Below are 21,488 nucleotides of genomic sequence, written 5' to 3'. Positions count from 1 at the left end.
GGCCAGATGGCTCTTTTTTTGTAGCAAAACATCTCGAAATGGTTTTCATTCTGACCGGATTGGTTAGACTGGGCGCATTATTGATATAACAAAAAACGGTAACACACTCGCATGAAGCAAATTATTGATTTTATTCCACTGATTATTTTCTTTTTTCTCTACAAAAGTTATGACATCTATGTCGCAACAGGTGCCTTAATTGTCGCAACTGCGATCCAAGTTGGCGTTATCTATTTCTTATATAAGAAAGTAGAAAAAATGCAGCTCATCACCTTTGCCATGGTGGCCATCTTTGGTGGTATGACGTTGTTTTTCCATAACGACAACTTCATCAAATGGAAAGTCACTATCATTTATGCTTTATTTGCTATTGGTTTATTAGTTTCTGATTTTTTAGGAAAGCCAGTTATCAAAGGCATGTTAAGCAAAGAAATTGCCGTTCCGGATAGCGTTTGGAAACGAGTGAATCTTGCTTGGGTTGGTTTCTTTGCTGTATGTGCCGCATTAAATATCTACGTGGCTTACGAATTACCGCTTGATGTATGGGTCAACTTTAAAGTATTTGGCCTGTTAATCGCCACCTTCGCTTTTACAATTCTTTCAGGTGTTTACGTCTATAAGCATATGCCTAAAGAAAATAAAGAAGAAAGCTGAACAAACTATCGACATATAGCTTGATGAATAATTGATTGTTATTCCAATACTGTCATAATTTATACACCTAAGTTCATTGGGTATAACTGTAATGGAATTTTTATTTAGGACATATTATGAGCTCTCAACCTCAGTCCCCTCGTGGTTCTATGGTACTTCGTACTCTTGCAATGCCTGCGGATACCAATGCTAATGGCGATATTTTTGGTGGCTGGATCATGTCTCAACTCGATTTAGCCGGCGCTATTTTAGCCAAAGAACTTTCCAACAGCCGCGTTGTGACAGTCTCGGTTTCAAGTATCACATTCAAACAACCAGTAAAAGTTGGTGATGTGGTATGCTGTTATGGTGAATGCATTAAGGTTGGTCGTACTTCAATGTCTATCGCACTAGAAGTATGGGTTAAATCTGTTAGCCTAAACGGTATAGGTGAAAAGAACAAAGTTTGTGAAGCCACCTTTAATTACGTTGCTATTGATGCAGATGGTAAACCTCGTGCAGTAAAACCTGAATAACATTAACCTGTTTATCCTTATTGGGCATACAACACAAAATAAGGCTATCAAGCGCAGTTTTACTGTCAAATGGTAGCCTTATTTTTTTGAGCCGCGTATATTAACTTCTTACCTTGAATTTCAACATAAAGGACTCTTCCCATGTGGTATGTTATTTTTTCTCAGGATGTTGAGAACTCATTAGAAAAACGAATGAGCGTTCGTGACCGTCACTTAGCTCGCCTAGTCCAATTACAAGAGGAAGGTCGCTTATTAGTCGCTGGCCCAATGCCTGCGATTGACTCAGAGAATCCAGGCGAAGCAGGCTTTACCGGTTCAACGGTAATTGCAGAATTTAACTCTCTTGATGACGCCAAAGCATGGGCAGATGCTGACCCTTATATTGATGCTGGCGTTTATGAGAAAGTTATCGTCAAACCATTTAAGAAAGTATTACCATAATGAAAATGTCTTTGAAAACACCCCTACTCGCTCTATTCAGCGCAACCTTATTACTCGGTTGTTCATCAACGCCCAGTGAAGTAGAAATGATGGCCGATCACCGTGCTAGCGTGATTGAAGCTGGACTACCTTACAAAATCGGCCCGCTGAATGTAATGAGTGCAAAGTCAGATAAAAATGTTGTTGAGCTACTAATGATTTACAACAGCTCAGGCACCGTATCACCTACAGCTTTAGTCGACGCAAGTGTAAAGACTTATTGTAAAAGTAATGAAGTCCGTTCCGTTTTGAAAAAAGGTGTAATTTATAATATCACCATTCGTAGCGAACGTGGAAAAATGCTCGTTGAGAAAAGCATTAGCGAACAAACTTGCCAGCAAGTAGAAGACGAAAGTTAATCTAAACGCGATTAACTAGTAGATACAATTAACCCCCTAGTGATCTTCTCATTAGGGGGTTAATTTTTTATAACTTATGGGCTAAATCAATCAACATAGGTAGGCCATAAACCCAAAACAGGTATCCCCCACCAACAATTGCCACAATCCAGAGTACCGTTGTCAATGCCTTGAATTTAGCTCGGCTATTAAATGGATCAGGCTCACCACAACTTGGGCAAGCATGCGCTCGTTTTGATATCGATTTATCACATATAGGGCATTGAACTAATGGCATAGGTTCTCTTCCTTGGATCAAATAGTTTCATTTAATCATGCATTATTTTACAAATATTGCCAGTAGGAATTTACCTAAAATTCAGCCGGTTAACTTTCTGCTTTTGATGAAAATATCATTACCTTCAAACTTGCTTGATCATCGACATCAGCAAATTCTTCCGGGTTGGCTAATCGCTCAACAAACGTCAGTTCAGGCGCTTCTTCTGCCATTGAATCAATTAAGAAGTCTTCACTCACCACTGGAGAGTTCACACACGCAAACACTTCGCCACCTTCATTCAGCAACGTCGGTAGCTTACGTAAGATGCGTTTGTAATCTTTGGTTAAAGCAAAGCTGCCCTTTTGGAAAGATGGTGGATCGATGATCACTAAATCATAAGGACCATATTTAGTAATTTTTCCCCATGAACGGAAGATATCGTAGCCCATGAAAGTCACATCCGACATATCATGTTCATTTAGTCTGTGATTGTCACGGCCACGAGATAACGCACCTTTTGCCATATCCACATTAACCACTTGAGCAGCACCACCGGCTTTCGCTGCAACTGAAAAACCACAGGTATAAGCAAATAGATTCAATACACGTTTATTTTTCGAGCGTTCTTGTACCCATTGACGCCCTATACGCATATCTAGGAAAATACCCATATTCTGGTTTTTACCCAGTACAAGCTTATATTTAAGACCATTTTCAATGCCAATTGTATTCTCTTGAATCTCACCAGTAATCGTTTCAAACGGCGCACCATGTTGGTATCTATGCTGCAAACCAATCCCCGTGCCACCAGCTGATTGCCAAACATCACTAGCAAAGAGTTCGGTTAAGCCTAATTTCAACGCTTGATTAAAGTCGTCTTCAACGGGCTTAAATAACGTCACGATTAATTGTTTGCCAATCCAATCAGCGGTGATCTGCTCTAAGCCTTGAAAGGTTTGACCACGGCCGTGAAATAAACGCCGCATCTCACCTTCACAAAGTGGTAGTTGCTGTTTGATATGCTCAAAAAAAGTGTTTAACTGTGTGATTTCCATGATTGATTCACTTATAAATTATTTAATTATTGGCCAATTGAGGCTAGATGGTTTATTCCATTGATCAATTGCTTGCTTGGCGACTTCGGTTTGCCACTCTTGGCCTAAATGTTCATATTGGCTTGGATCACAAACAAACTCATACGTTTGCCCTTGATATTCAAACGACAAACAATAGGCATGCAAATAACCGCGATCAGCTTTGTTGCTTGGGGTGTAGATATCGTCCCCTACAATCGATGAGCCAATAGAGTTGAGCGCCACTCGAATCTGATGAGTTTTACCAGTATGCGGCTTACATAAAAACAGACGCTGTCCATTCTCTCCTGCCAATGAAAAGAATTGTGTTTTAGCCGGATTATCTTGGCTCTTTAATAACTTCCAGCTAGAACGCCTAGAACGTACCATATCGCCAGAAATCAACCCTTGTTTTTTCTTTGGCTTTTTCACCCCAATCGCAAGGTAAAATTTGCTCACCATACGATTGGCAAAAAGTTGCGATAACTCACTAGCCGCCTGCTGATGCTTACCGAGAAGTAGAATTCCCGATGTCATTTTATCTAAACGATGCACTAGATAGAGTTTTTGCTCTGCCGTTAATTCAACCATTTCTGATTTGGCCACTTCAATTAATAAAGAAGTCTCACCATCATCTTTATGCACACTGACATTCGAATGTTTATTAATGACTAAAAACTCGGTATTTTGATACAGAATATCGAACATAAAAACCTTACCGGATAAAGAGAGGCTGAAGTATACCTTGCCTTGTTTCAATACTGAATGACAGCCCGATCTGACAGACAAAAAATTCCCCATAAAAAATGCCCCGTAAAAACGAGGCACTTAACGCAATAAAAAAAGAGGATAAGTTAGATTGTCACCCAGAATACTAATCCCATTAAAATTGGGCATACGTAACGCAGATAGTTTGGCCACACTTTCCAGAAAAAGCTACCCTCAACATCTGGGTTACCTTGACGAATCTCTTCCAATAAACCTGCACGATTCCACACCCACCCCGCACAAATGGCCCAAACAAGACCTAGTAAAGGCTGTAGGTAAACGGTTGAAACGGTAATAACGAGACCGAATAAAGTTCCAAAGTTAAAAACAATTGCTGCCGCAAGCACTAGAGCAACACCACCAATCCACCAAACAGCTTTTTTTCGAGAATGACCAAGCTCTTCAATCGCACATGAAACCGGCACTTCTAGCATTGAAATCGATGAAGTTAATGCTGCAATTAACATTAATGCGAAGAATAGGATACTCACAATAACACCAACACTTCCCATCGAGTCGAACATAGCAGGCAAAACAGTAAAAACCAAAGTATCTGAATTTAATAACTGACCCGCTTGATCATAAATCTGTACACCGTGTTTTTGTGCGACAAACATTGCTGGTAGAATCAGCAAACCCGCACCAAATGCAATCCCCGTATCAATCGCGGCCACTTGCGCCGCGGTTTTTGGAATATTAATGTCTTTTGGCAGATATGAGCCATAAACCATCATTACCGTCACACCTAGAGATAATGAGAAAAAGGCTTGTCCCATAGCACCTACTAATAAATCAGCACTGAAATGAGAGACATCAGGAACAAGATACATTTTTAAACCGTCCATTGCGCCATCTTGAGTCAAAATATAGACAATCATGACGATGAATAAACCAACCAACAGCGGCATTAAACGAGATGACCAACGCTCGATTCCATCCGTTACTCCACTCATCACGATCTTCATGGTTAAACCAATAAACACCAAGGCAAGTACTAGGTTTCTTTCAAGGTTAAATGATTCTAACCAATTTGCTGCAGTATGTAGTCCGATCAAATCTAGTATTGGACTCACTAAATAACCAACAAGCCAACCGGCAATAATCGAATAAAAACTCAAGATCATTAAAGCCGTTAACAAGCCAAGTAAACCAAAGCCAACAGGCATTTTACTACGCTTAGGCCAAATACTTGCAACCGAACGTAACGGGCTCGCTTGTCCATAACGACCAATGGTTAATTCTGCAATCAACATAGGTAGAGCAAGAACTGCGACCATCACCAAGTACACAATCAAAAAAACGGCTCCACCGTTACTTGCTGCTTGTGTTGGGAAACCCCAAACATTTCCTAATCCAACAGCTGATCCCGCTGCTGCCATAATAAAACCCAATTTAGAACTAAACTGAGCACGTGAACCTGACGCCATAATACTTTCCGTTGTGTTTTAAGCTTAAAGCCAATAATTATTATAACTTACAGTCATGTAAAAATTAATTTACACACGACCAATATGAATTTTATCAATAAGGTTGCAAGTAGAACAGTTTATGTGGTGGATTTAAAGTTAAAGCAGTATAAAAAGTGCAATTAAGAGGATATTTGAGCATAAAATCATCAAACCCTCATAACACATCAGAACTTCACGCAACAATTGATTAACATCAATCACTCTGGTCGCTTAATTTAGCAATTTTTGCTAATGAAGTTATTTAGGTATAGCGTTAACTATCCATTCATTTTCTGATTGGTCTAACTAACCCATATTATTTATAACAAAGTGCCCTCCTTTCATACGACAACAATATGTACTCACGAGACTTCAAGAAGCTGAATTCAGAGCTCCATCTAACCTTTAGGCAAAGGAATGTAAGCACCTTTCAAACCAATCTGATATGATTCAAATATCAAACCAAATAATGGTAGTATCGAGATCTGTGAAGTCGGTGATATCAAAGGAATAAATGGAAAAGTTCTATCAAATTGTTGCGCTAGCAGGTGTGATTAGTTATTGGCTTCTCGTCGCAGGGGTTACCATTCGTGTTGTGATTAAGCGCCGTGCCGTGAGTGTCTCGCTTGCTTGGCTAATGATCATTTACATCATTCCTTTTGTTGGCGTTCTATTTTATTTTCTATTTGGCGAACTTAACCTCGGTCGTAAGCGCGCCGAACGATCACAAAGTATGTTTACCCCTTATGGTGAATGGTTTACTCAATTACATGAATGCCAAGCCCACCAACCGACTTTACTCAATTTACAACTGGCGCAAATTCATGACCTTTGTACCAACCGCACCGTTATTCCTGCATTGTGTGGCAACACCCTATCGCTACAGGACACACCGGATAAAATTCTGCACTCAATCATTGATGATATTGAACAAGCACAAACCAATATTCGAATGGAATTTTATATCTGGCAAAGTGGCGGTCTAATCGATTCAGTCAATGCTGCGCTGATTCAAGCTGCTAAACGAGGCGTTAATATTCAGATCTTAATTGACTCGGCAGGTAGTCCTAAATTCTTCCGTAGCCATTGGCATAAATTAATGTTGGAAGCGGGTATTGATATTCGCCAGGCGTTAGCAGTAAATGCCTTCCGTGTGTTCTTCCGTCGATTGGATCTACGACTACACCGTAAAATTATCACTATTGATGATGAAGTTGCCTATACCGGTTCAATGAATATGGTTGATCCGGAATACTTCAAAAAAGATGCTGGCGTAGGCGAATGGATTGACGTAATGGTTCGGGTGACAGGCCCTACGGTTAATGTACTTGCCTCAATTCATGCTTGGGACTGGGAGGTTGAAACCGGAGAACGCCATCTACCTACCTTTCCTGTTTGTACAATAGAAAATACTGGTGCACTACATCCCATTCAAGTAGTACCATCTGGCCCAGGTATGCCTGAAAACCTCATTCAGCAAGTTTTAACACTCGCAATTAACCAAGCAAAACAATCGGTTCGTATTACTACGCCTTATTTCGTCCCTAGTGACAACTTAATGCAGGTAATCAAAATGACCGCCCAGCGTGGTATTACTGTTGAATTATTGATACCAAAGAAGAACGATTCTCTATTAGTGAACTGGGCTTCCAAGTCTTTCTTTAGTGAACTACTTGATGCCGGTGTACATATTTATCAATTTGATGCTGGTCTATTACACACCAAATCCGTTGTCATTGATCAGCAATACTGCCTAATAGGTAGTGTTAACCTAGATATGAGAAGCTTGTGGCTTAACTTTGAATTAACTCTAGCGGTCGATGATTATGAATTCACCAAAGAGTTATATTGGGTACAAGAAAATTACTTAAAACAATCTACCTTAGTTTCAAAAGAAAGGTGGGAACAACGTAATTTTGCCCACCGAATGCTAGAAAGAGTCTTCTACTTATTTAATCCTTTGCTATAAGGCAATATGATTAGTAGAAAGCGATAAGTTCTAACAAATATAAGGATATTAAATGTCAGAATCAGAGAAGTACGAAACAAAACTGGTCAATGCAGGACGCAATAAAAAATGGACTCACGGTGTGGTCAACCCACCCGTTCAACGCGCCTCGACTGTGGTATTTAATACGGTTGCTGAAAAAAACGAAGCCACGATGAAGCGCCAAGGCCATACCTTATTTTATGGTCGTCGTGGTACCGAAACTCATTTCGCCTTTCAAGAAGCCATGACCCAAATCGAAGGTGGTGCCGGTTGTGCACTCTACCCTTGCGGCGCTGCTGCGATCACCAATTCAATTTTGTCTTTCGTTGAGCATGGCGACCACATTTTAATGGTTGATAGTTGCTATGAACCAACCCGTGATTTCTGCAATATCATTCTCAAAAAAATGGGCATTGAAACCACTTATTATGAGCCAAGTATCGGCGAAGGTATTCGTGATTTAATCCGCCCAAATACTAAAATTCTATTTACCGAATCTCCGGGCTCTTACACCATGGAAGTGCAAGATGTACCAACCCTTTCTCGCATTGCTCATGAACACGACATTATCGTGATGCTTGACAATACTTGGGGCGCTGGTGTTAACTTTTCACCGTTTGACCATGGTGTTGATGTATCGATTCAAGCCGCAACCAAATACATCGTCGGTCACTCTGATGTGATGTTGGGTACTGCGGTTGCCAACGAAAAATACTGGCCACAACTCCGTGAGCAAAGCTACTTACTTGGTCAATGTGTATCACCAGATGATGCCTACACCGGCTTGCGTGGTTTGCGTACTTTAAGCGTGCGTTTGAAGCAACATGAACAAAACAGTATCGCAATTGCTAAATGGTTAGAAACTCGCCCTGAAGTCGATCATGTTCGCCACCCAGCACTACCATCTTGCCCGGGTCACGAATACTTCCTACGTGATTTTACTGGCTCTAATGGCCTATTCTCATTTGTGCTAAAGACCAGTAATAAGAAAGCGACAACTGCCCTACTTGATACCGTAGAACATTTTAGCATGGGCTATTCTTGGGGTGGTTATGAAAGTTTAATCCTCGCCAATGAGCCAAGCAGCTTCGATAACATGCGAACGGTATCGAATCCGCACTTTGAAGGCACGCTAGTACGATTGCACATCGGCTTAGAAAACGTAGACGATCTGATTGAAGATTTAGATCGCGGTTTTGAGGCTTATAATACCGAGTTAAATAACTAGCCTTTTAATAAAAAGTGCGTTAGGTCTATAAACTTAACGCACTTTATCCAAGAGTTCTATTCAAATTGAGAATACTAAAAACTTAGCTCAAACTCTCCGCATCTTCACGTTTAATCACTTTGTGACCATCTTCTGTCACGCCTTGCTTCCAGTAACTACTAAAGTAACTCTTTTCACGCTGTATCGCGTCTTGGTTATTAAAGTGAGTGCGAATTGCTTTCATCGCTGTGAATTCACAAGCACACCAAATCGAGACATCTTGGCTATCAATGGATAACTGAATAACCGCATCACTTAGCAGACTTGGTTGATGACCAATAACCGTGTGTAACTGCATGCCTGCTGGTAGATTCCAATTTGGATTATCTTGCGGCGAAGTTAATTGCACGACTACATGACCAACCGCATTTTGCTCAAGCTTGTTCAGTTTTTCCGTTATCGCAGGAATCGCAGTCATATCTGCCACCATAAACACTTGTTCAGCAGTAAGATCAATTAACTGGCTATTGCCTGGGCCACCAATCGAAATCGTATCACCTTCTTTTGCATTCATCGCCCAATGAATCGCGTAACCACCCTGTTCTTGGCTAATGACTTTATGTTTTTCATCCACTTCATGTTTTACAAAATCGACTGCAATCTGGCCGTTATCAAGATCTAATTCGCTAATGGTATAAGTACGCATAACCGGACGTTCCCCTTCTGCAAGGTTTGAAATATCCGTATGGCCTTCAGGGTGAAACATTAATTTAATGTAGCCGCCTAGGTCTGTGGCTTGTAATGATTTAAAGTCTTCGCCCTGTAAAATCACGCGCTGCATATTTGCTGAAAGTTCAAAAGTGTTCACAACAGTAGCAAGTTTAGGTTTTCTGTTTGGTTTCATGTCTATTCCTTTTTTCTATCAGCAATTAATGATTAGCTTTATTCTGCAACTTAGCTTTAACGCGTTTTACTGTCGAGATACTGGCTCCGGTTTCATCAGCAATCGCTTGTAAGGTTTTATCACTAGTGAGTAACTGAGCAATCTTATGATGTAACTCACGATTAGCTCGTCGACCTTTGAATTTGGCTTGCCACTCGCTCGGGTTACCTTTAAGTTTTCTGCGACCTAACTCTGCCGCCATTAAACGCTGATAAGTTTCAATTTCTTCATAACCTTTAATCAATCGAAGCATCGTATCGGTCTGCTCATCGTTTGGCTTAAAAATTAGATTCTGGTGGTAAGTTCTTACAATAATGCCTTTATTAAGAAGCTCTGTGATCACGTCATAGGCTAATTTGAAGCCAAGACCGAAATCCGTCATCCACCAGATAAGTAGCGTATCGCCAGCTTTTAATTGAGCATAAGCTTTTTGAAATTCTGGCCTATCCTCTAAAGCAACATTTCCGCGAATACCTCGTTCGATATACAAGACGGCTTGCGTTTCGTTCGTCATCACATCAATACGATTATCAATATCTTCCACTTTGGGCGACATTCGCAAATACCCAATCGTTTTTTTTTGAGTCATATTTTTTCCGTCATCGGATGAAAAAAGATGAAACACCTAAAAGCTCATTTGGTGTTAACTTGAAAAATAATGAGCCATTATGGCTCACATGTCAAACACAACACTAAATGAACCGTAATTTTAATAACAGCTAAGATCAAAAAAGCCTTACCATGAATTGATAAGGCTTTGATATTTGGTTATTTAAAGATTTTAACTATTTAAAGATTATGATTTAGACGGCTCTGGTTGTTCAGGTGGCACATCATCATCATGCTCTTCCATATTCCAAGGTAGGATCCCTGGAGAAATATGGATGAAGTGTAGGTAACGTTCGAACTGGTTTAAGATGTCGTTAATAATATCTTGTTGCTCGTAGTTATATACATCGTAAGCTTGACCACCACGGCGTAAGAATACTTCTGCACGGTAGTAGTACTTATCTTCCGGCTCTTCACCTTCATCATAAGCAAACTCTGGTAAGTCGTAACCACGTAGACGAATTTCATAGATGAACTCAACTTGGCCCTCTTTGAATACTTCAAAGTGTGCGCGGCACAGTTCTTCATCGAAGGTAACTTCCGCTTCCCAATCTTGTTCTTCTAGTTCTTGCTCTACACGCTTCATGCTATTTAGTGCAGTCACACTAATGAACTTCTCAACATCTGCGCGAACAGGGAAATCTACCAAGTTAGCTAGGCGTTTTTTCCACAAACCTTTACCTACAGGGCTAGAGTTTGATTGTTGAGTCTGCATATATTGCTGCTGACTATCTTCATGGTGCCCTTCAATGCGTAGTGCTTTGATCATACCCACCATCGCAATCAACATGATGATAGCAAATGGTAAGGCACTCACCACACTTGCGGTTTGTAAGGCCCCTAGACCACCCGCTAGTAGTAGAACTGACGCTACAATCCCTTCGGTTGCCACCCAGAAAGTACGCTGCCATGCTGGTGTTTCTTGCACACCACCAGAAGCTAACGAGTCAATAACTAATGAGCCGGAATCCGATGAAGTTACAAAGAAAGTAATGATCAAGATAACCGTGACAAACGAGATGATCGATGTCATTGGTAGACGTTCAAACAGTTTGAACAAAGCAATAGCGTTATTATCTTGAACTTCTTGAATGATGTGGTGGTAACCATCTGTCATGATCATGTGTAGTGCAGTATCGCCAAACACAGAGAACCATAGGAAAGTAAAGATAGTTGGTACAACCATTACGCCTACAACAAATTGACGAATGGTACGGCCACGGCTGATTTTCGCGATAAACAAGCCAACAAATGGTGCCCATGCAATCGTCCAACCGAAGATGAACAATGTCCAGTTACCAATCCAATCGCTTGATACATAAGCTTGCAGGTTGAAAGTACGCTCAACGATATTGCTTAAGTAGCTACCTGTATTTTGCATAAAGGTATTTAAGATAAACAATGTTGGGCCCGCTACGAATACGAATAGCATTAATAATAAAGCCAATGCGATATTCAATAGGGATAAGTTTTTCACCCCTTTATCCATACCCGCTAATACTGAAACAAGTGCACATAAAGTGATCAGCGTAATAGCGATAATTTGTACGGTGCTATTAATTGGAATCTCAGGCCATAGGTAGTGTAAACCTGTGTTGATCTGAGTGACCGATAAACCAAGCGTCGTTGCAATACCAAACAAGGTACCCAAGATCGCAAATACATCTACCGTGTGACCAATTGGCCCGTGGATTTTATCACCGATCAATGGGTACAAGGTTGAACGCATAGAAAGAGGAAGACCGTGACGGAAAGCAAAATATGCTAGTGCTAAACCAACTACACCATAAATGGCCCAAATGTGGAAACCCCAGTGGAAGAAAGCAATTTGCATCGCTTCACGTGCTGCATCAATCGTCTCTGGTGCAGCGGTTGGTGGCGCGGCATAGTGTAAAACCGGCTCGGCTACGCCAAAGAATAATAAGGCAATACCGTAACCCGCAGAGAACAGCATCGCAAACCATTCAGTAAAGCTATATTCAGGCTCAGCATGATCAGGACCAAGTTTTATCTCACCCCACTTACTAACAGCAACTGTCACAATGAAGACTAAAAATATTGCCACTGCCAACATATAAAACCAGCCGAAGTTAGTCGTAACATCAGACAGTAATTCAGAGAAAAATACACCAGCTCTCTCTGGGTTTGATATCGTTCCAATTACCAATAAAGCAATAACGATAACGGCGGGTATAAAAACGGGGATCAACACTGTTGATTTCCGTTTAGTTGCCGAAACATCCATTTGTTTCTCCTATTTAATTTTCAATTTTATAACAAATAATTACTAACAAAAGGTAATAACGATTATTGTTTTATTTTTTCATCTTTTGACACTTACTATAACATGGGCAATCGACAACATGATCATTAACCATTCCAACCGCCTGCATGAAAGCGTAGCAAATTGTCTCACCCATAAATTTAAAGCCGTTTTTCTTTAAAAATTTACTCATCGCTTTTGATTGTTCCGTTACCGCTGGAACTTGAGACATATCTGTCCAACCACTCTGAACCGGATCACCATCGACAAACTGCCAAAGCGCATTACTTAACGAGCCATATTCTTTTTGTAGAACTTTGGCCGCCCGAGCATTAGAATATACAGAAGCGATTTTTCCTTTATGTTTAACAACATCAAAATTATCAATAATGTATGGTACTCGTGTTTCATCATACTGACTCAACTTTTCAATATCAAAACCTTCAAATGCCGCAACATATCCAGCACGCTTATTTAAAATAGTTCGCCAACTCAACCCAGCTTGCGCGCCTTCTAAACAAATGAACTCAAATAACTTAGTGTCATCGAACACAGGAACGCCCCACTCTTGATCATGATATTCACGTTCATTGTCATGCTTAATTGCCCAACCACATGTTGTATCCACTTGCTGTGTCATATAACTTTCCAATTAGTTAGTCGAAAAAAAACCTCTGACACAGCATAGCTGAATCAGAGGTGGGAATTTTAATATTGATCAATTTAAAGTATACCCTTTGTACTTGAATCTGCAGCTTTGTTGACAGCGTTCTTTCGCCCAATCACATAGGCGAGCTATGCTCATGGGTCTCATTCACTTGTCGCCTCACTGCAACTCCAATGACTTTGGGTATAGATATAACACGCGTATTAAAAACTATAACTTACTGAATTCTTTATTAACCTTGTAAGCATCAGACGTCACATAAGCTTCCATATCACGAATTTTATTTTCTAATAGCGCATACTCTTTATCAAGGTCGGTTAAGAGTTCCGCTGGTAGCTGCCCTGTTTGCCAAGGTTTACTCTTGATGGTATGGTCGAAATCGAACTCGTCCGCTGCAATTAAATTATCTGGGCGCTTTTCTAGCATCAGCCATAGGCCGAAGTAAGCGAACAGCACTAAAATCCCACCACCAAGCAAGAAAGCTGACACAACTATAATCCGTACCCACCAGGCTTCCATACCAAAGTAACGACCTAACCCGGCACATACACCAGCTAACTTACCATTCTTAGGCTCGCGATATAACGCTTCTCTATCCATTCCTTTAGCCATGATCACGCCTCCAATTTGGCGCCTCAGCGTCTAAGATTTTTTCTAACGTTTTGACACGTTGCTGCACACTTTCCGCTCGCTCGGCTAGCGACTTTAGTTGCTCAAGCTCATCGCTCGACAAACCATGCGCCACTTTACGCTTACTACGGTAATGAAGCAGCAACCACAACGGCGCAACAAAAATTAAAAATACAATCAGCGGTGCCACGAAAAAACTACTCATGAACAGCTCCTAATTATTGTTATTAAAATAATGAACATTACTTATCTTGCAGACTTTTCTTAAGTTTTTCTAGCTCTTGTTCAATTTCATCATCTGCCTGCAACTCAGCAAACTCTTGGTTCAGATCTTTGCCTTTTTCACCTAAATCATAACTATCCGCTTCAGCTTCTAGTTCATCAATTTTACGTTCGTATTGCTCAAACTTAGACATTGCTTCTTCCGTTTTACCGGTATGCAATTGCTTTTTGATATCACGACGATGGCCAGCGGCTTGGCGACGCATCACTATCGATTTCTGCTTAGCTCGAGTTTCAACAATCTTAGTCTCAAGCTTACTGATTTCTCCGGCTAATTTTTCGATAGATTCAGTGAGTAGTGTTTTTTCATTGCGTAAGTTTTTAAGCTGTTCTTCCGCTTTCTGTTTTTCAATTAACGCGCCACGAGCTAAATCTTCGCGCTGCTTTTGAATCGCTAAAGACGCTTTGTTTTTCCAATCTTCAACTTGCTCTTCAAGAAACTCAATACGACGAGTCAGTTCTTTATTATCTGCTAACGCTTTCGCAGAGTGAGTTCGTACTTCTACCAGTGTATCTTCCATTTCTTGAATGATAAGGCGGATCATTTTTTCAGGATCTTCCGCTTTATCTAATAGAGAACTGATATTTGAATTAACGATGTCGGCAAAACGAGAAAAAATACCCATGTTCGACTCCTTCTTAATGTGTCGTGTAATAAATTCAATACTTACTCCACACTAATACATGAAGCGTGCCAATTTTTAACCCACTGATATTAAATAACAATAATTCACAACACTGAAAACACCTTGCATAAAATGACTATTTTAGCTAATTATTAGTAAATTAAGCTAACACCGTTAAAGGACGCCCATGAAAGCACAAAATATCATAGGACAATCTGCAGCTTTTCTTGCAGCTTTAGATAAAACATCACAACTAGCCGTGATTGAGCGTCCTATTCTGATTATTGGCGAAAGAGGAACCGGTAAAGAACTCATTGCTCAACGACTGCATTACTTGTCCAAGCGCTGGCAGCATCCTTTAATCAGCTTAAATTGCTCGGCACTCAACGAAGGCTTAATTGATTCAGAATTGTTTGGTCATGAATCCGGCTCCTTTACCGGCTCTAAAGGCCAACACAAAGGACGATTTGAACGCGCAGAAAGCGGCACCTTATTTTTAGATGAGCTGGCAACCGCGCCATTCTCAGTGCAAGAAAAATTATTGAGAGTGATTGAATATGGCGAATATGAACGCGTCGGTGGCCATAAAACCTTACAAGCCAATGTTCGCCTAGTATGTGCAACCAACGCCGATTTACTGCAAATGGCACAGCAAGGTTTATTCCGAGCCGATTTATTAGATCGCTTAGCCTTTGATGTCATCCACCTTCCGCCACTCAGGCAGCGCCTAGAAGACATTCCACTGTTAGCCGAACACTATGCAATTCAAATGTGTCAGGAACTCAGTTTGCCATTATTTACCGGCTTTAGTACTAGAGCCTTAAATGAACTGTGTGCTTATGCTTGGCCGGGTAATGTTCGAGAACTAAAGAATGTCGTTGAACGTGCGGTATATCGTCATGGTACTCAAGAAGGTAAAATTGACGAGATTGAGTTTAATCCTTTCCAATCTCGCGTCATTGATTCATTATCAAAAGCCTCACCTACAACTTCATTTGTTTCTTCATCGAATGACATCAAAAGTGACACCGTAATAAAAACTAACACAAACACCGCACCTATAATTTATTCAGAAAACACTTTAAGCCTCCCGCTAAACTATAAACAATGGCAACAAGAGCAAGATATTCAACTATTGAAACAAAGCTTAAAGCAAGCTAAATACCACCAAAGAAATGCGGCTAAGCTTTTAGGCTTGAGCTACCATCAATTTAGGGGAATGCTCAGGAAATATGACATGATAGGAAAAGATCAACAAGATTAACCAATATTGTTCGTTTATACCCAGTAACTTCAAGGTGCGAGTTTCCGCAAGAATAAAACAAGCTTTAGGCAAGGCAAATTGAAGTCACTTGGGCATATAATTTAGAGAAGAATTCAATGTCTAAGTCATTACACTGTTTATTACTGTCACTATTTGCGCCTTTAATGCTCGCAGGGTGTAATGATGCCGAAAAAAGCCAACAAGCCCGAATGAATGGTTTTGTCTATTGTGGCACTACTCATCCACAGTTTTTGAATCCACAGCTTTCCGATGGTGGCGATAATATTAAATCGATCGGCCCGCAATTATTTGACTCTCTACTCACGCTCGATCCTATTGATTTTAAACCTAAGTCTAACTTAGCGACCAAATGGCAAGTGAATGAGGACAAAACTCAATACACCTTTACCTTACGACCCAATGTTCAATTTCATCAAACCTCTTGGTTTCAGCCTTCACGCCCAATGAATGCTGACGATGTTGTGTTTAGCTTTAAGCGTATTATTGATTCATCGAATCCTTATCATTATGTCAACGGTGGCCACTACCCTTGGTTTCAGAGCATCGGTTTTTCTCGCCTAGTGAAAGATGTTAAGGCAATTGATGAACAACACGTTCAATTTACTCTTTCTCATCCTGACAATACTTTTCTCGATAATCTCTCTACCGTTTTTGCTGCTATTCATTCTCAGGAATATGCACACCAACTTGCCACCCTAGATGACAAATCAAAATTAGATGAACTTCCAATTGGGACTGGCCCATTTCAATTAGAAAAGTCTCAACATAATGAATTAATTCGTTTAACAAAACACACTAATTATTGGCATCATCCAGCGAACATGAAGCAAGTGGTGTTTGATTTTGGCCCCCGAGGAACCGGATCACTTGCCAAGTTATTGACTCAAGAATGTGATGTGATGACGGATCCTATTTCCAGTCAACTGACTCTTATCAATGACAATACTGATATTCATTCAAACATCAGTAAAGCTATGAATGTGGCATTTCTTTCGCTTAACACTCAACATTTTGCACTTAATGATGTTCGTGTACGTCAAGCATTAAGTTTTGCGATTAACCGAAAAAACATCATTGATGCGGTCTATTTTGGTCAAGGTTATATCGCAACCTCATTATTACCCGCAGATTCATGGGCATATCAAGACAACAGCGTTCAAATTCGTTATGATCGCCAATACGCAAAAGCCTTATTGAAACAAGCAGGTTTTGAGGATGGATTGACGCTCACTATGTGGGTTCCACTGGCGGCACAGTCTTATAACCCAAATCCACACAAAACCGCGGAATTACTTCAGGGTAATTTTGCTGATATTGGAGTAACACTTTCGATTTTAACTGAAAAATTTGGTCGACGAGATACACTCACTCAGCAACCGAATACTGATCTAGTTCTTACTGGTTGGGCAGCTAATACTGGCGAACCAGATAGCTTATTGAGACCTCAATTATCTTGCGAGGCACAACGAGCCAGCTTAAATATTTCAATGTGGTGTGACGCTGATTTTGATTTTTTATTGACGTTAGCACGTGAAAGCGAGCAAACTCGTCACCGGTTAAACTTATATCATCAAGCGCAAACTATGCTCACTCAAGAATTACCGATCATTCCAATCGCTCATGGCGTACAATATCAAGTACATCATAGCTCATTAAGTGGCTTTGTATTAAACCCTTTTAATTCGGGTAGCTTTGAACACGTTGTAAGGGAAAAATAATGCTGGTTTACACCCTGCGCCGCATAAACTTATTCATCATTACCTTGTTAATTTTAACGCTCATTGGCTATAGTATTTTACGTCTAGATCCTCTTTCGCCATGGGCCATTCAAGATTTCTTTCAAGGTTGGTTCACTTACGTAGGCCAATTAAGCCAATTCAATCTTGGGGTTAGTCTGCACGGCGATCCGATTATTGACGAAATCAAATTAGTGTTTCCCGCCACTTTAGAATTATGCTTTTTTGCTATGATCGTCTCGCTGATCATCGGTATTCCTATTGGCACAATTGCCGGAATGCGCCAAGGAAAATGGGTCGATACCTTTATCTCATTTACTTCAATGGTTGGTTATTCCATTCCAATTTTCTGGATTGCATTAATGATGATCATGTTCTTTTCTTTGAACCTAGGTTACACACCAGTTTCAGGCAGGCATGATTTATTACTCGAAGTGCCTTATATCACCGGCTTTGCCACGATTGATGCTTTCATAACCAATGAAGCGAATCGCCTAGAATTGATTCATAGTGTAATGATGCACCTACTTCTACCATGTATCGTATTAGCGCTGGCACCGACAACTGAAGTCATTCGCTTAATGCGTTCATCGGTGGCTGAAGTGCGTAAGCAAAACTACATTCGCGCGGCACGTATCCGTGGTTTATCAACCTATGAAATTATCTTTCAGCATGTATTACGTAATGCGATTCCGCCGATTATTCCCAAGGTAGGCGTACAGCTTTCTACTATGCTGACTTATGCGATTATTACCGAATCCATCTTTAACTGGCCAGGCATTGGTCGTTGGTTACTCGATGCTTTGGCTGATAAAGATTACGTTTCAATTCAAGCAGGCGTTATTACCGTCGCGACCTTCGTTTTACTCGTCAATATTCTGTCGGATCTAATTGGCGTAATGGTTAACCCTTTGGTAAGGAAGCAGTGGTATGCTGTCAAATAACATTTATCAAGAAGACCGTATTCCTGGTCAATTTGAACGCTTTTGGCGCAGTTATCGAGCAAACAGTCTAGCAATGTTTGGCTTATGGTGCTTCGTTATTTTATTGCTAGTTACCATCAGTGCTCAGTGGTTAGCACCGCATGATCCTTTGATGCAAAGCGTACACCGTTTACAGCCACCATCATGGAACCCAGAAGGGAGTGTTGAGTACTTTCTAGGTACTGATGATATTGGCCGCGATATTCTTTCTCGTCTAATTATTGGTACGCAATTGACCTTTGCTTCTGGCCTATTCATTATGCTAATCGCTACTCTTATCGGTTGTACTATCGGTATTTTTGCTGGCATGACTAAAGGTTTATTATCAAGCACCTTAAATCATTTACTTGATACCGTAATGTCTATTCCATCGATCTTACTGGCAATTATCTTTGTGGCATTTCTTGGTACTGGCGAATTTAATATTCTATTAGCGATTTGCTTAGCACTTATCCCCCGCTTCATTCGCTCGGTCTATATTGCAGTGAATGCCGAGATGGAAAAAGACTACAACATTGCCGCTCGCTTAGATGGTGCAAATAACTTTCACTTATTGTGGAACTCTATCTTACCAAACTTATCTACCGTGATTGCTACTGAAATGACACTTGCAGCCTCGATGGCTATTCTAGATATTAGTGCTCTAGGCTTTTTAGAATTGGGAGCTCAAGCCCCTACTCCTGAATGGGGAACCATGCTTGGTGATTCAGTGGATTTGATTTATCTCGCACCATGGACAGTCACACTACCCGGTCTATTTATTATGTTTTCGGTCATCATTATTAATTTAGTCGGTGAAGGCGTTCGTCATTCACTTAGCGCGGGGACCGAATAATGCCATTACTCGATATTCGCAATTTAACTATTGAAATCGAAACGCCACATGGCACCGTAAAAGCCGTTGAACGCATGAGCCTGACGTTAAATGAAGGTGAAATTCGCGGTTTAGTAGGTGAATCTGGTTCAGGTAAAAGCCTAGTCGCAAAAGCGATTGTAGGACTAACAAAAGATACGTGGAAAATCTCAGCCGACCGCATGCGGCTTGGCAGTATCGACCTTCTACAACTCACACCGAAAGAGCGTCGCCGTGTGATTGCTCGTGATATTGCGGTCATTTTCCAAGAACCGAGTAGTTGCCTCGATCCATCAGAACAAATTGGCCACCAACTACGTGAGTCGATTCCTTCATCATCCTTTGAAGGCAAATGGTGGCAACGCTGGCACTGGCGTCATAAGTTAGCCAAAGCACTACTTCATAAAGTAGGTATTAAAGATCACCGTCAGGTGATGAATTGTTACCCATACGAGCTCACCGATGGTCAATGTCAAAAGATTATGATTGCGATGGCGATAGCTTCCAAGCCTAAACTACTCATCGCAGATGAGCCAACCAATGATCTTGACCCCATTACTCAGTCCCAAATACTGAGATTGCTGAGTCGTTTAAATCAAGTCAATAACACTACTATCATGTTAATTGGACACGACCTCACAACCATTACCCAATGGGCAACCCGTATTACGGTCATGTATTGCGGTCAATCTGTTGAATCGGCCAATACTAAACATATTTTGACTGAACCGAAGCATCCTTATACCGTTGCTCTATTGCATGCAATGCCAGATTTTAATGAATGGATCCCTCATAAGAGTCGCTTGCCTTCTCTACCAGGTTCAATCCCACCATTGCAGCATTTACCGATTGGCTGTCGTCTTGGGCCTCGTTGTCCTTACGCGCAAACTAAATGTGTTCATATACCGGCAAGAAAGAAAATTAAGAACCATAAGTTCAGTTGCCACTTTCCACTTAATATGGAAAAACGTTCAACGTTAGAGAAGAACGCAAAAACGGAGAAACACGTATGAGTGCGCTATTAGAAGTCATCGATTTATCGAAAAACTTTGTCACGCGCTCCGGTTTCTTTCATAAGCGTGTTCACAAAGCAGTTAAGCCCATTTCATTTACCTTAGAGCCGGGGCAAACTTTAGGCATTATCGGACAAAATGGCTCAGGAAAATCCACACTGGCGAAAATGCTCGCTGGTGTTACCGAACCGAGCCATGGCAAAATATTCGTCAATGGCGAGCAGTTGTTTGATAAAGACTACTCCACCCGCTGTAAATTAATTCGAATGATATTCCAAGACCCCAACACCTCCTTGAATCCTCGCATTCAAATTGGTCGAATTTTGGAAGAGCCACTCAAACGTAATACACAAATGTCACCAGAAGCGCGAATTCATCGAGTTAAAGAAACGCTAATCCGTGTAGGTTTATTGCCAGAACATGCCTACTTTTACCCTCAAATGCTCGCCACAGGCCAAAAGCAACGTGTTTGTCTTGCAAGAGCCTTAGTACTTCAACCTTCAATCATTGTCGCAGATGAAGCGCTTAACGGGCTTGATATGGCAATGCGCTCACAGATCATCAACCTATTCTTAGAGTTACAAGAAGAAATGGGCGTGTCATTTGTGTATGTTTCTCAACATATTGGTGTGGTTAAGCACATCACAGACAAGTTAATAGTGATGCACGAAGGTAAAGTAGTGGAATCTGGTGACACTCAACAAGTGATTGCCCATCCCCAACATATCATCAGTCAGAAGTTGATAGAAAATCACTTCCATAAGACGCCGAACCATTTAAAGTAAATCATTTGAAATAACCACTTGAAATAACAAGGCTACCCTCTTGTTTCAATAACGAAGCAA

At 40.8% G+C, this 21,488-nt stretch carries 23 protein-coding genes; 12 read left to right on the top strand and 11 right to left on the bottom strand.

Translation table 11 applies throughout. The features are described 5' to 3' along the window. Positions 1-111 precede the first annotated feature (111 nt). The 4 genes from ACE3G9_RS05445 (at position 112) to gspS2 (ending at position 2,008) form a co-directional block, all read left to right on the top strand. Positions 112-654 carry a septation protein A gene (locus ACE3G9_RS05445; RefSeq protein WP_417878819.1) on the top strand — a complete coding sequence of 181 codons (543 nt, stop codon included), beginning with the start codon at positions 112-114 and terminating at the stop codon, positions 652-654. A gap of 116 nt (positions 655-770) precedes the next feature. Continuing rightward, a complete protein-coding gene (gene yciA, locus ACE3G9_RS05440; RefSeq protein ID WP_417878818.1) occupies positions 771-1,169 on the top strand; it encodes an acyl-CoA thioester hydrolase YciA in 399 nt (132 codons plus the stop codon). 141 nt (positions 1,170-1,310) lie between these two features. Further along, positions 1,311-1,610, top strand: coding sequence for a YciI family protein (locus ACE3G9_RS05435; RefSeq protein ID WP_449218635.1), 300 nt, complete (start codon positions 1,311-1,313; stop codon positions 1,608-1,610). Next, complete coding sequence (gene gspS2 / locus ACE3G9_RS05430) at positions 1,610-2,008, top strand: type II secretion system pilot lipoprotein GspS-beta (RefSeq protein WP_417878816.1); 399 nt, start codon at positions 1,610-1,612, stop codon at positions 2,006-2,008. The genes ACE3G9_RS05435 and gspS2 overlap by 1 nt, the downstream gene beginning before the upstream one ends. A 67-nt stretch (positions 2,009-2,075) precedes the next feature. On the opposite strand, the gene ACE3G9_RS05425 is transcribed toward gspS2, so the two are convergent. The 4 genes from ACE3G9_RS05425 to ACE3G9_RS05410 form a co-directional block, all read right to left on the bottom strand. Further along, positions 2,076-2,285: a zinc ribbon domain-containing protein gene (locus tag ACE3G9_RS05425; protein WP_417878815.1), complete on the bottom strand. Its 210-nt coding sequence runs from the start codon at positions 2,283-2,285 to the stop codon at positions 2,076-2,078. A gap of 89 nt (positions 2,286-2,374) precedes the next feature. Continuing rightward, positions 2,375-3,322, bottom strand: a complete 948-nt coding sequence (locus ACE3G9_RS05420) for a class I SAM-dependent methyltransferase (protein WP_417878814.1) — start codon at positions 3,320-3,322, stop codon at positions 2,375-2,377. An 18-nt stretch (positions 3,323-3,340) separates the two neighbouring features. Beyond that, on the bottom strand, positions 3,341-4,048 hold the full coding sequence (locus ACE3G9_RS05415; RefSeq protein ID WP_417879472.1) for a TIGR01621 family pseudouridine synthase: 708 nt from the start codon (positions 4,046-4,048) through the stop codon (positions 3,341-3,343). A 146-nt stretch (positions 4,049-4,194) separates the two neighbouring features. Continuing rightward, positions 4,195-5,535, bottom strand: a complete 1,341-nt coding sequence (locus tag ACE3G9_RS05410; RefSeq protein WP_449218634.1) for a sodium-dependent transporter — start codon at positions 5,533-5,535, stop codon at positions 4,195-4,197. Positions 5,536-6,070: 535 nt separating this feature from the next. Here ACE3G9_RS05410 and cls point away from each other — a divergent pair. Then, positions 6,071-7,525, top strand: coding sequence for a cardiolipin synthase (cls, locus tag ACE3G9_RS05405; protein ID WP_449218633.1), 1,455 nt, complete (start codon positions 6,071-6,073; stop codon positions 7,523-7,525). Between the two features lie 52 nt (positions 7,526-7,577). Next, positions 7,578-8,774, top strand: coding sequence for a cystathionine beta-lyase (locus ACE3G9_RS05400; protein ID WP_417878811.1), 1,197 nt, complete (start codon positions 7,578-7,580; stop codon positions 8,772-8,774). Positions 8,775-8,856: 82 nt separating this feature from the next. Here ACE3G9_RS05400 and ACE3G9_RS05395 read toward each other — a convergent pair whose 3' ends face one another. From ACE3G9_RS05395 to pspA, 7 genes are all read right to left on the bottom strand, one after another. Then, on the bottom strand, positions 8,857-9,657 hold the full coding sequence (locus ACE3G9_RS05395; RefSeq protein ID WP_449218632.1) for a siderophore-interacting protein: 801 nt from the start codon (positions 9,655-9,657) through the stop codon (positions 8,857-8,859). A gap of 25 nt (positions 9,658-9,682) precedes the next feature. Further along, positions 9,683-10,285 (bottom strand): recombinase family protein, encoded by a 603-nt coding sequence (locus ACE3G9_RS05390; protein ID WP_449218631.1) that lies wholly within the window; start codon positions 10,283-10,285, stop codon positions 9,683-9,685. Positions 10,286-10,492: 207 nt separating this feature from the next. Next, positions 10,493-12,550, bottom strand: coding sequence for a BCCT family transporter (locus ACE3G9_RS05385; RefSeq protein ID WP_449218630.1), 2,058 nt, complete (start codon positions 12,548-12,550; stop codon positions 10,493-10,495). Between the two features lie 70 nt (positions 12,551-12,620). Then, the gene (locus ACE3G9_RS05380; RefSeq protein ID WP_417878807.1) at positions 12,621-13,208 is read right to left on the bottom strand and encodes a DNA-3-methyladenine glycosylase I; all 588 of its coding nucleotides are present in this window, start codon (positions 13,206-13,208) and stop codon (positions 12,621-12,623) included. Between the two features lie 237 nt (positions 13,209-13,445). Further along, entirely contained in the window at positions 13,446-13,847 is a 402-nt protein-coding gene (gene pspC / locus ACE3G9_RS05375; protein ID WP_417878806.1) for an envelope stress response membrane protein PspC, read from the bottom strand. Beyond that, a complete protein-coding gene (gene pspB / locus ACE3G9_RS05370; protein WP_027696089.1) occupies positions 13,840-14,070 on the bottom strand; it encodes an envelope stress response membrane protein PspB in 231 nt (76 codons plus the stop codon). Before pspB ends, pspC begins: the two co-directional genes overlap by 8 nt. A 37-nt stretch (positions 14,071-14,107) precedes the next feature. Beyond that, entirely contained in the window at positions 14,108-14,773 is a 666-nt protein-coding gene (pspA, locus tag ACE3G9_RS05365; RefSeq protein WP_417878805.1) for a phage shock protein PspA, read from the bottom strand. A 187-nt stretch (positions 14,774-14,960) separates the two neighbouring features. Here pspA and pspF point away from each other — a divergent pair, with 187 nt between their 5' ends. From pspF to ACE3G9_RS05335, 6 genes are all read left to right on the top strand, one after another. Then, positions 14,961-16,037: a phage shock protein operon transcriptional activator gene (pspF, locus tag ACE3G9_RS05360; RefSeq protein ID WP_449218629.1), complete on the top strand. Its 1,077-nt coding sequence runs from the start codon at positions 14,961-14,963 to the stop codon at positions 16,035-16,037. A gap of 116 nt (positions 16,038-16,153) precedes the next feature. After that, positions 16,154-17,776 (top strand): ABC transporter substrate-binding protein, encoded by a 1,623-nt coding sequence (locus ACE3G9_RS05355; RefSeq protein ID WP_449218628.1) that lies wholly within the window; start codon positions 16,154-16,156, stop codon positions 17,774-17,776. Then, positions 17,776-18,738, top strand: a complete 963-nt coding sequence (locus ACE3G9_RS05350) for an ABC transporter permease (protein ID WP_417878802.1) — start codon at positions 17,776-17,778, stop codon at positions 18,736-18,738. The genes ACE3G9_RS05355 and ACE3G9_RS05350 overlap by 1 nt, the downstream gene beginning before the upstream one ends. Next, positions 18,725-19,612, top strand: a complete 888-nt coding sequence (locus tag ACE3G9_RS05345; RefSeq protein WP_417878801.1) for an ABC transporter permease subunit — start codon at positions 18,725-18,727, stop codon at positions 19,610-19,612. Before ACE3G9_RS05350 ends, ACE3G9_RS05345 begins: the two co-directional genes overlap by 14 nt. Beyond that, a complete protein-coding gene (locus ACE3G9_RS05340) occupies positions 19,612-20,643 on the top strand; it encodes a peptide ABC transporter ATP-binding protein (protein ID WP_417878800.1) in 1,032 nt (343 codons plus the stop codon). Before ACE3G9_RS05345 ends, ACE3G9_RS05340 begins: the two co-directional genes overlap by 1 nt. Continuing rightward, on the top strand, positions 20,640-21,428 hold the full coding sequence (locus ACE3G9_RS05335) for a peptide ABC transporter ATP-binding protein (RefSeq protein WP_417878799.1): 789 nt from the start codon (positions 20,640-20,642) through the stop codon (positions 21,426-21,428). The genes ACE3G9_RS05340 and ACE3G9_RS05335 overlap by 4 nt, the downstream gene beginning before the upstream one ends. Positions 21,429-21,488: the final 60 nt, after the last annotated feature.

This window comes from Vibrio sp. E150_018, from assembly GCF_053544035.1.
This window is presented reverse-complemented; position numbering and strand designations above follow the sequence as displayed.

Excerpts from the sequence above, each read along its gene's own strand:
- ACE3G9_RS05345 (WP_417878801.1), top strand. The coding sequence starts at position 18,725 with ATGCTGTCAAATAACATTTATCAAGAAGACCGTATTCCTGGTCAATTT.
- ACE3G9_RS05380 (WP_417878807.1), bottom strand. The coding sequence starts at position 13,208 with ATGACACAGCAAGTGGATACAACATGTGGTTGGGCAATTAAGCATGAC.
- ACE3G9_RS05395 (WP_449218632.1), bottom strand. The coding sequence starts at position 9,657 with ATGAAACCAAACAGAAAACCTAAACTTGCTACTGTTGTGAACACTTTT.
- cls (WP_449218633.1), top strand. The coding sequence starts at position 6,071 with ATGGAAAAGTTCTATCAAATTGTTGCGCTAGCAGGTGTGATTAGTTAT.
- ACE3G9_RS05350 (WP_417878802.1), top strand. The coding sequence starts at position 17,776 with ATGCTGGTTTACACCCTGCGCCGCATAAACTTATTCATCATTACCTTG.
- yciA (WP_417878818.1), top strand. The coding sequence starts at position 771 with ATGAGCTCTCAACCTCAGTCCCCTCGTGGTTCTATGGTACTTCGTACT.
- ACE3G9_RS05435 (WP_449218635.1), top strand. The coding sequence starts at position 1,311 with ATGTGGTATGTTATTTTTTCTCAGGATGTTGAGAACTCATTAGAAAAA.
- pspC (WP_417878806.1), bottom strand. The coding sequence starts at position 13,847 with ATGGCTAAAGGAATGGATAGAGAAGCGTTATATCGCGAGCCTAAGAAT.
- ACE3G9_RS05390 (WP_449218631.1), bottom strand. The coding sequence starts at position 10,285 with ATGACTCAAAAAAAAACGATTGGGTATTTGCGAATGTCGCCCAAAGTG.
- gspS2 (WP_417878816.1), top strand. The coding sequence starts at position 1,610 with ATGAAAATGTCTTTGAAAACACCCCTACTCGCTCTATTCAGCGCAACC.
- ACE3G9_RS05415 (WP_417879472.1), bottom strand. The coding sequence starts at position 4,048 with ATGTTCGATATTCTGTATCAAAATACCGAGTTTTTAGTCATTAATAAA.
- pspF (WP_449218629.1), top strand. The coding sequence starts at position 14,961 with ATGAAAGCACAAAATATCATAGGACAATCTGCAGCTTTTCTTGCAGCT.
- ACE3G9_RS05425 (WP_417878815.1), bottom strand. The coding sequence starts at position 2,285 with ATGCCATTAGTTCAATGCCCTATATGTGATAAATCGATATCAAAACGA.
- ACE3G9_RS05340 (WP_417878800.1), top strand. The coding sequence starts at position 19,612 with ATGCCATTACTCGATATTCGCAATTTAACTATTGAAATCGAAACGCCA.
- ACE3G9_RS05335 (WP_417878799.1), top strand. The coding sequence starts at position 20,640 with ATGAGTGCGCTATTAGAAGTCATCGATTTATCGAAAAACTTTGTCACG.
- ACE3G9_RS05410 (WP_449218634.1), bottom strand. The coding sequence starts at position 5,535 with ATGGCGTCAGGTTCACGTGCTCAGTTTAGTTCTAAATTGGGTTTTATT.
- ACE3G9_RS05445 (WP_417878819.1), top strand. The coding sequence starts at position 112 with ATGAAGCAAATTATTGATTTTATTCCACTGATTATTTTCTTTTTTCTC.
- pspA (WP_417878805.1), bottom strand. The coding sequence starts at position 14,773 with ATGGGTATTTTTTCTCGTTTTGCCGACATCGTTAATTCAAATATCAGT.
- ACE3G9_RS05420 (WP_417878814.1), bottom strand. The coding sequence starts at position 3,322 with ATGGAAATCACACAGTTAAACACTTTTTTTGAGCATATCAAACAGCAA.
- ACE3G9_RS05385 (WP_449218630.1), bottom strand. The coding sequence starts at position 12,550 with ATGGATGTTTCGGCAACTAAACGGAAATCAACAGTGTTGATCCCCGTT.
- pspB (WP_027696089.1), bottom strand. The coding sequence starts at position 14,070 with ATGAGTAGTTTTTTCGTGGCACCGCTGATTGTATTTTTAATTTTTGTT.
- ACE3G9_RS05355 (WP_449218628.1), top strand. The coding sequence starts at position 16,154 with ATGTCTAAGTCATTACACTGTTTATTACTGTCACTATTTGCGCCTTTA.
- ACE3G9_RS05400 (WP_417878811.1), top strand. The coding sequence starts at position 7,578 with ATGTCAGAATCAGAGAAGTACGAAACAAAACTGGTCAATGCAGGACGC.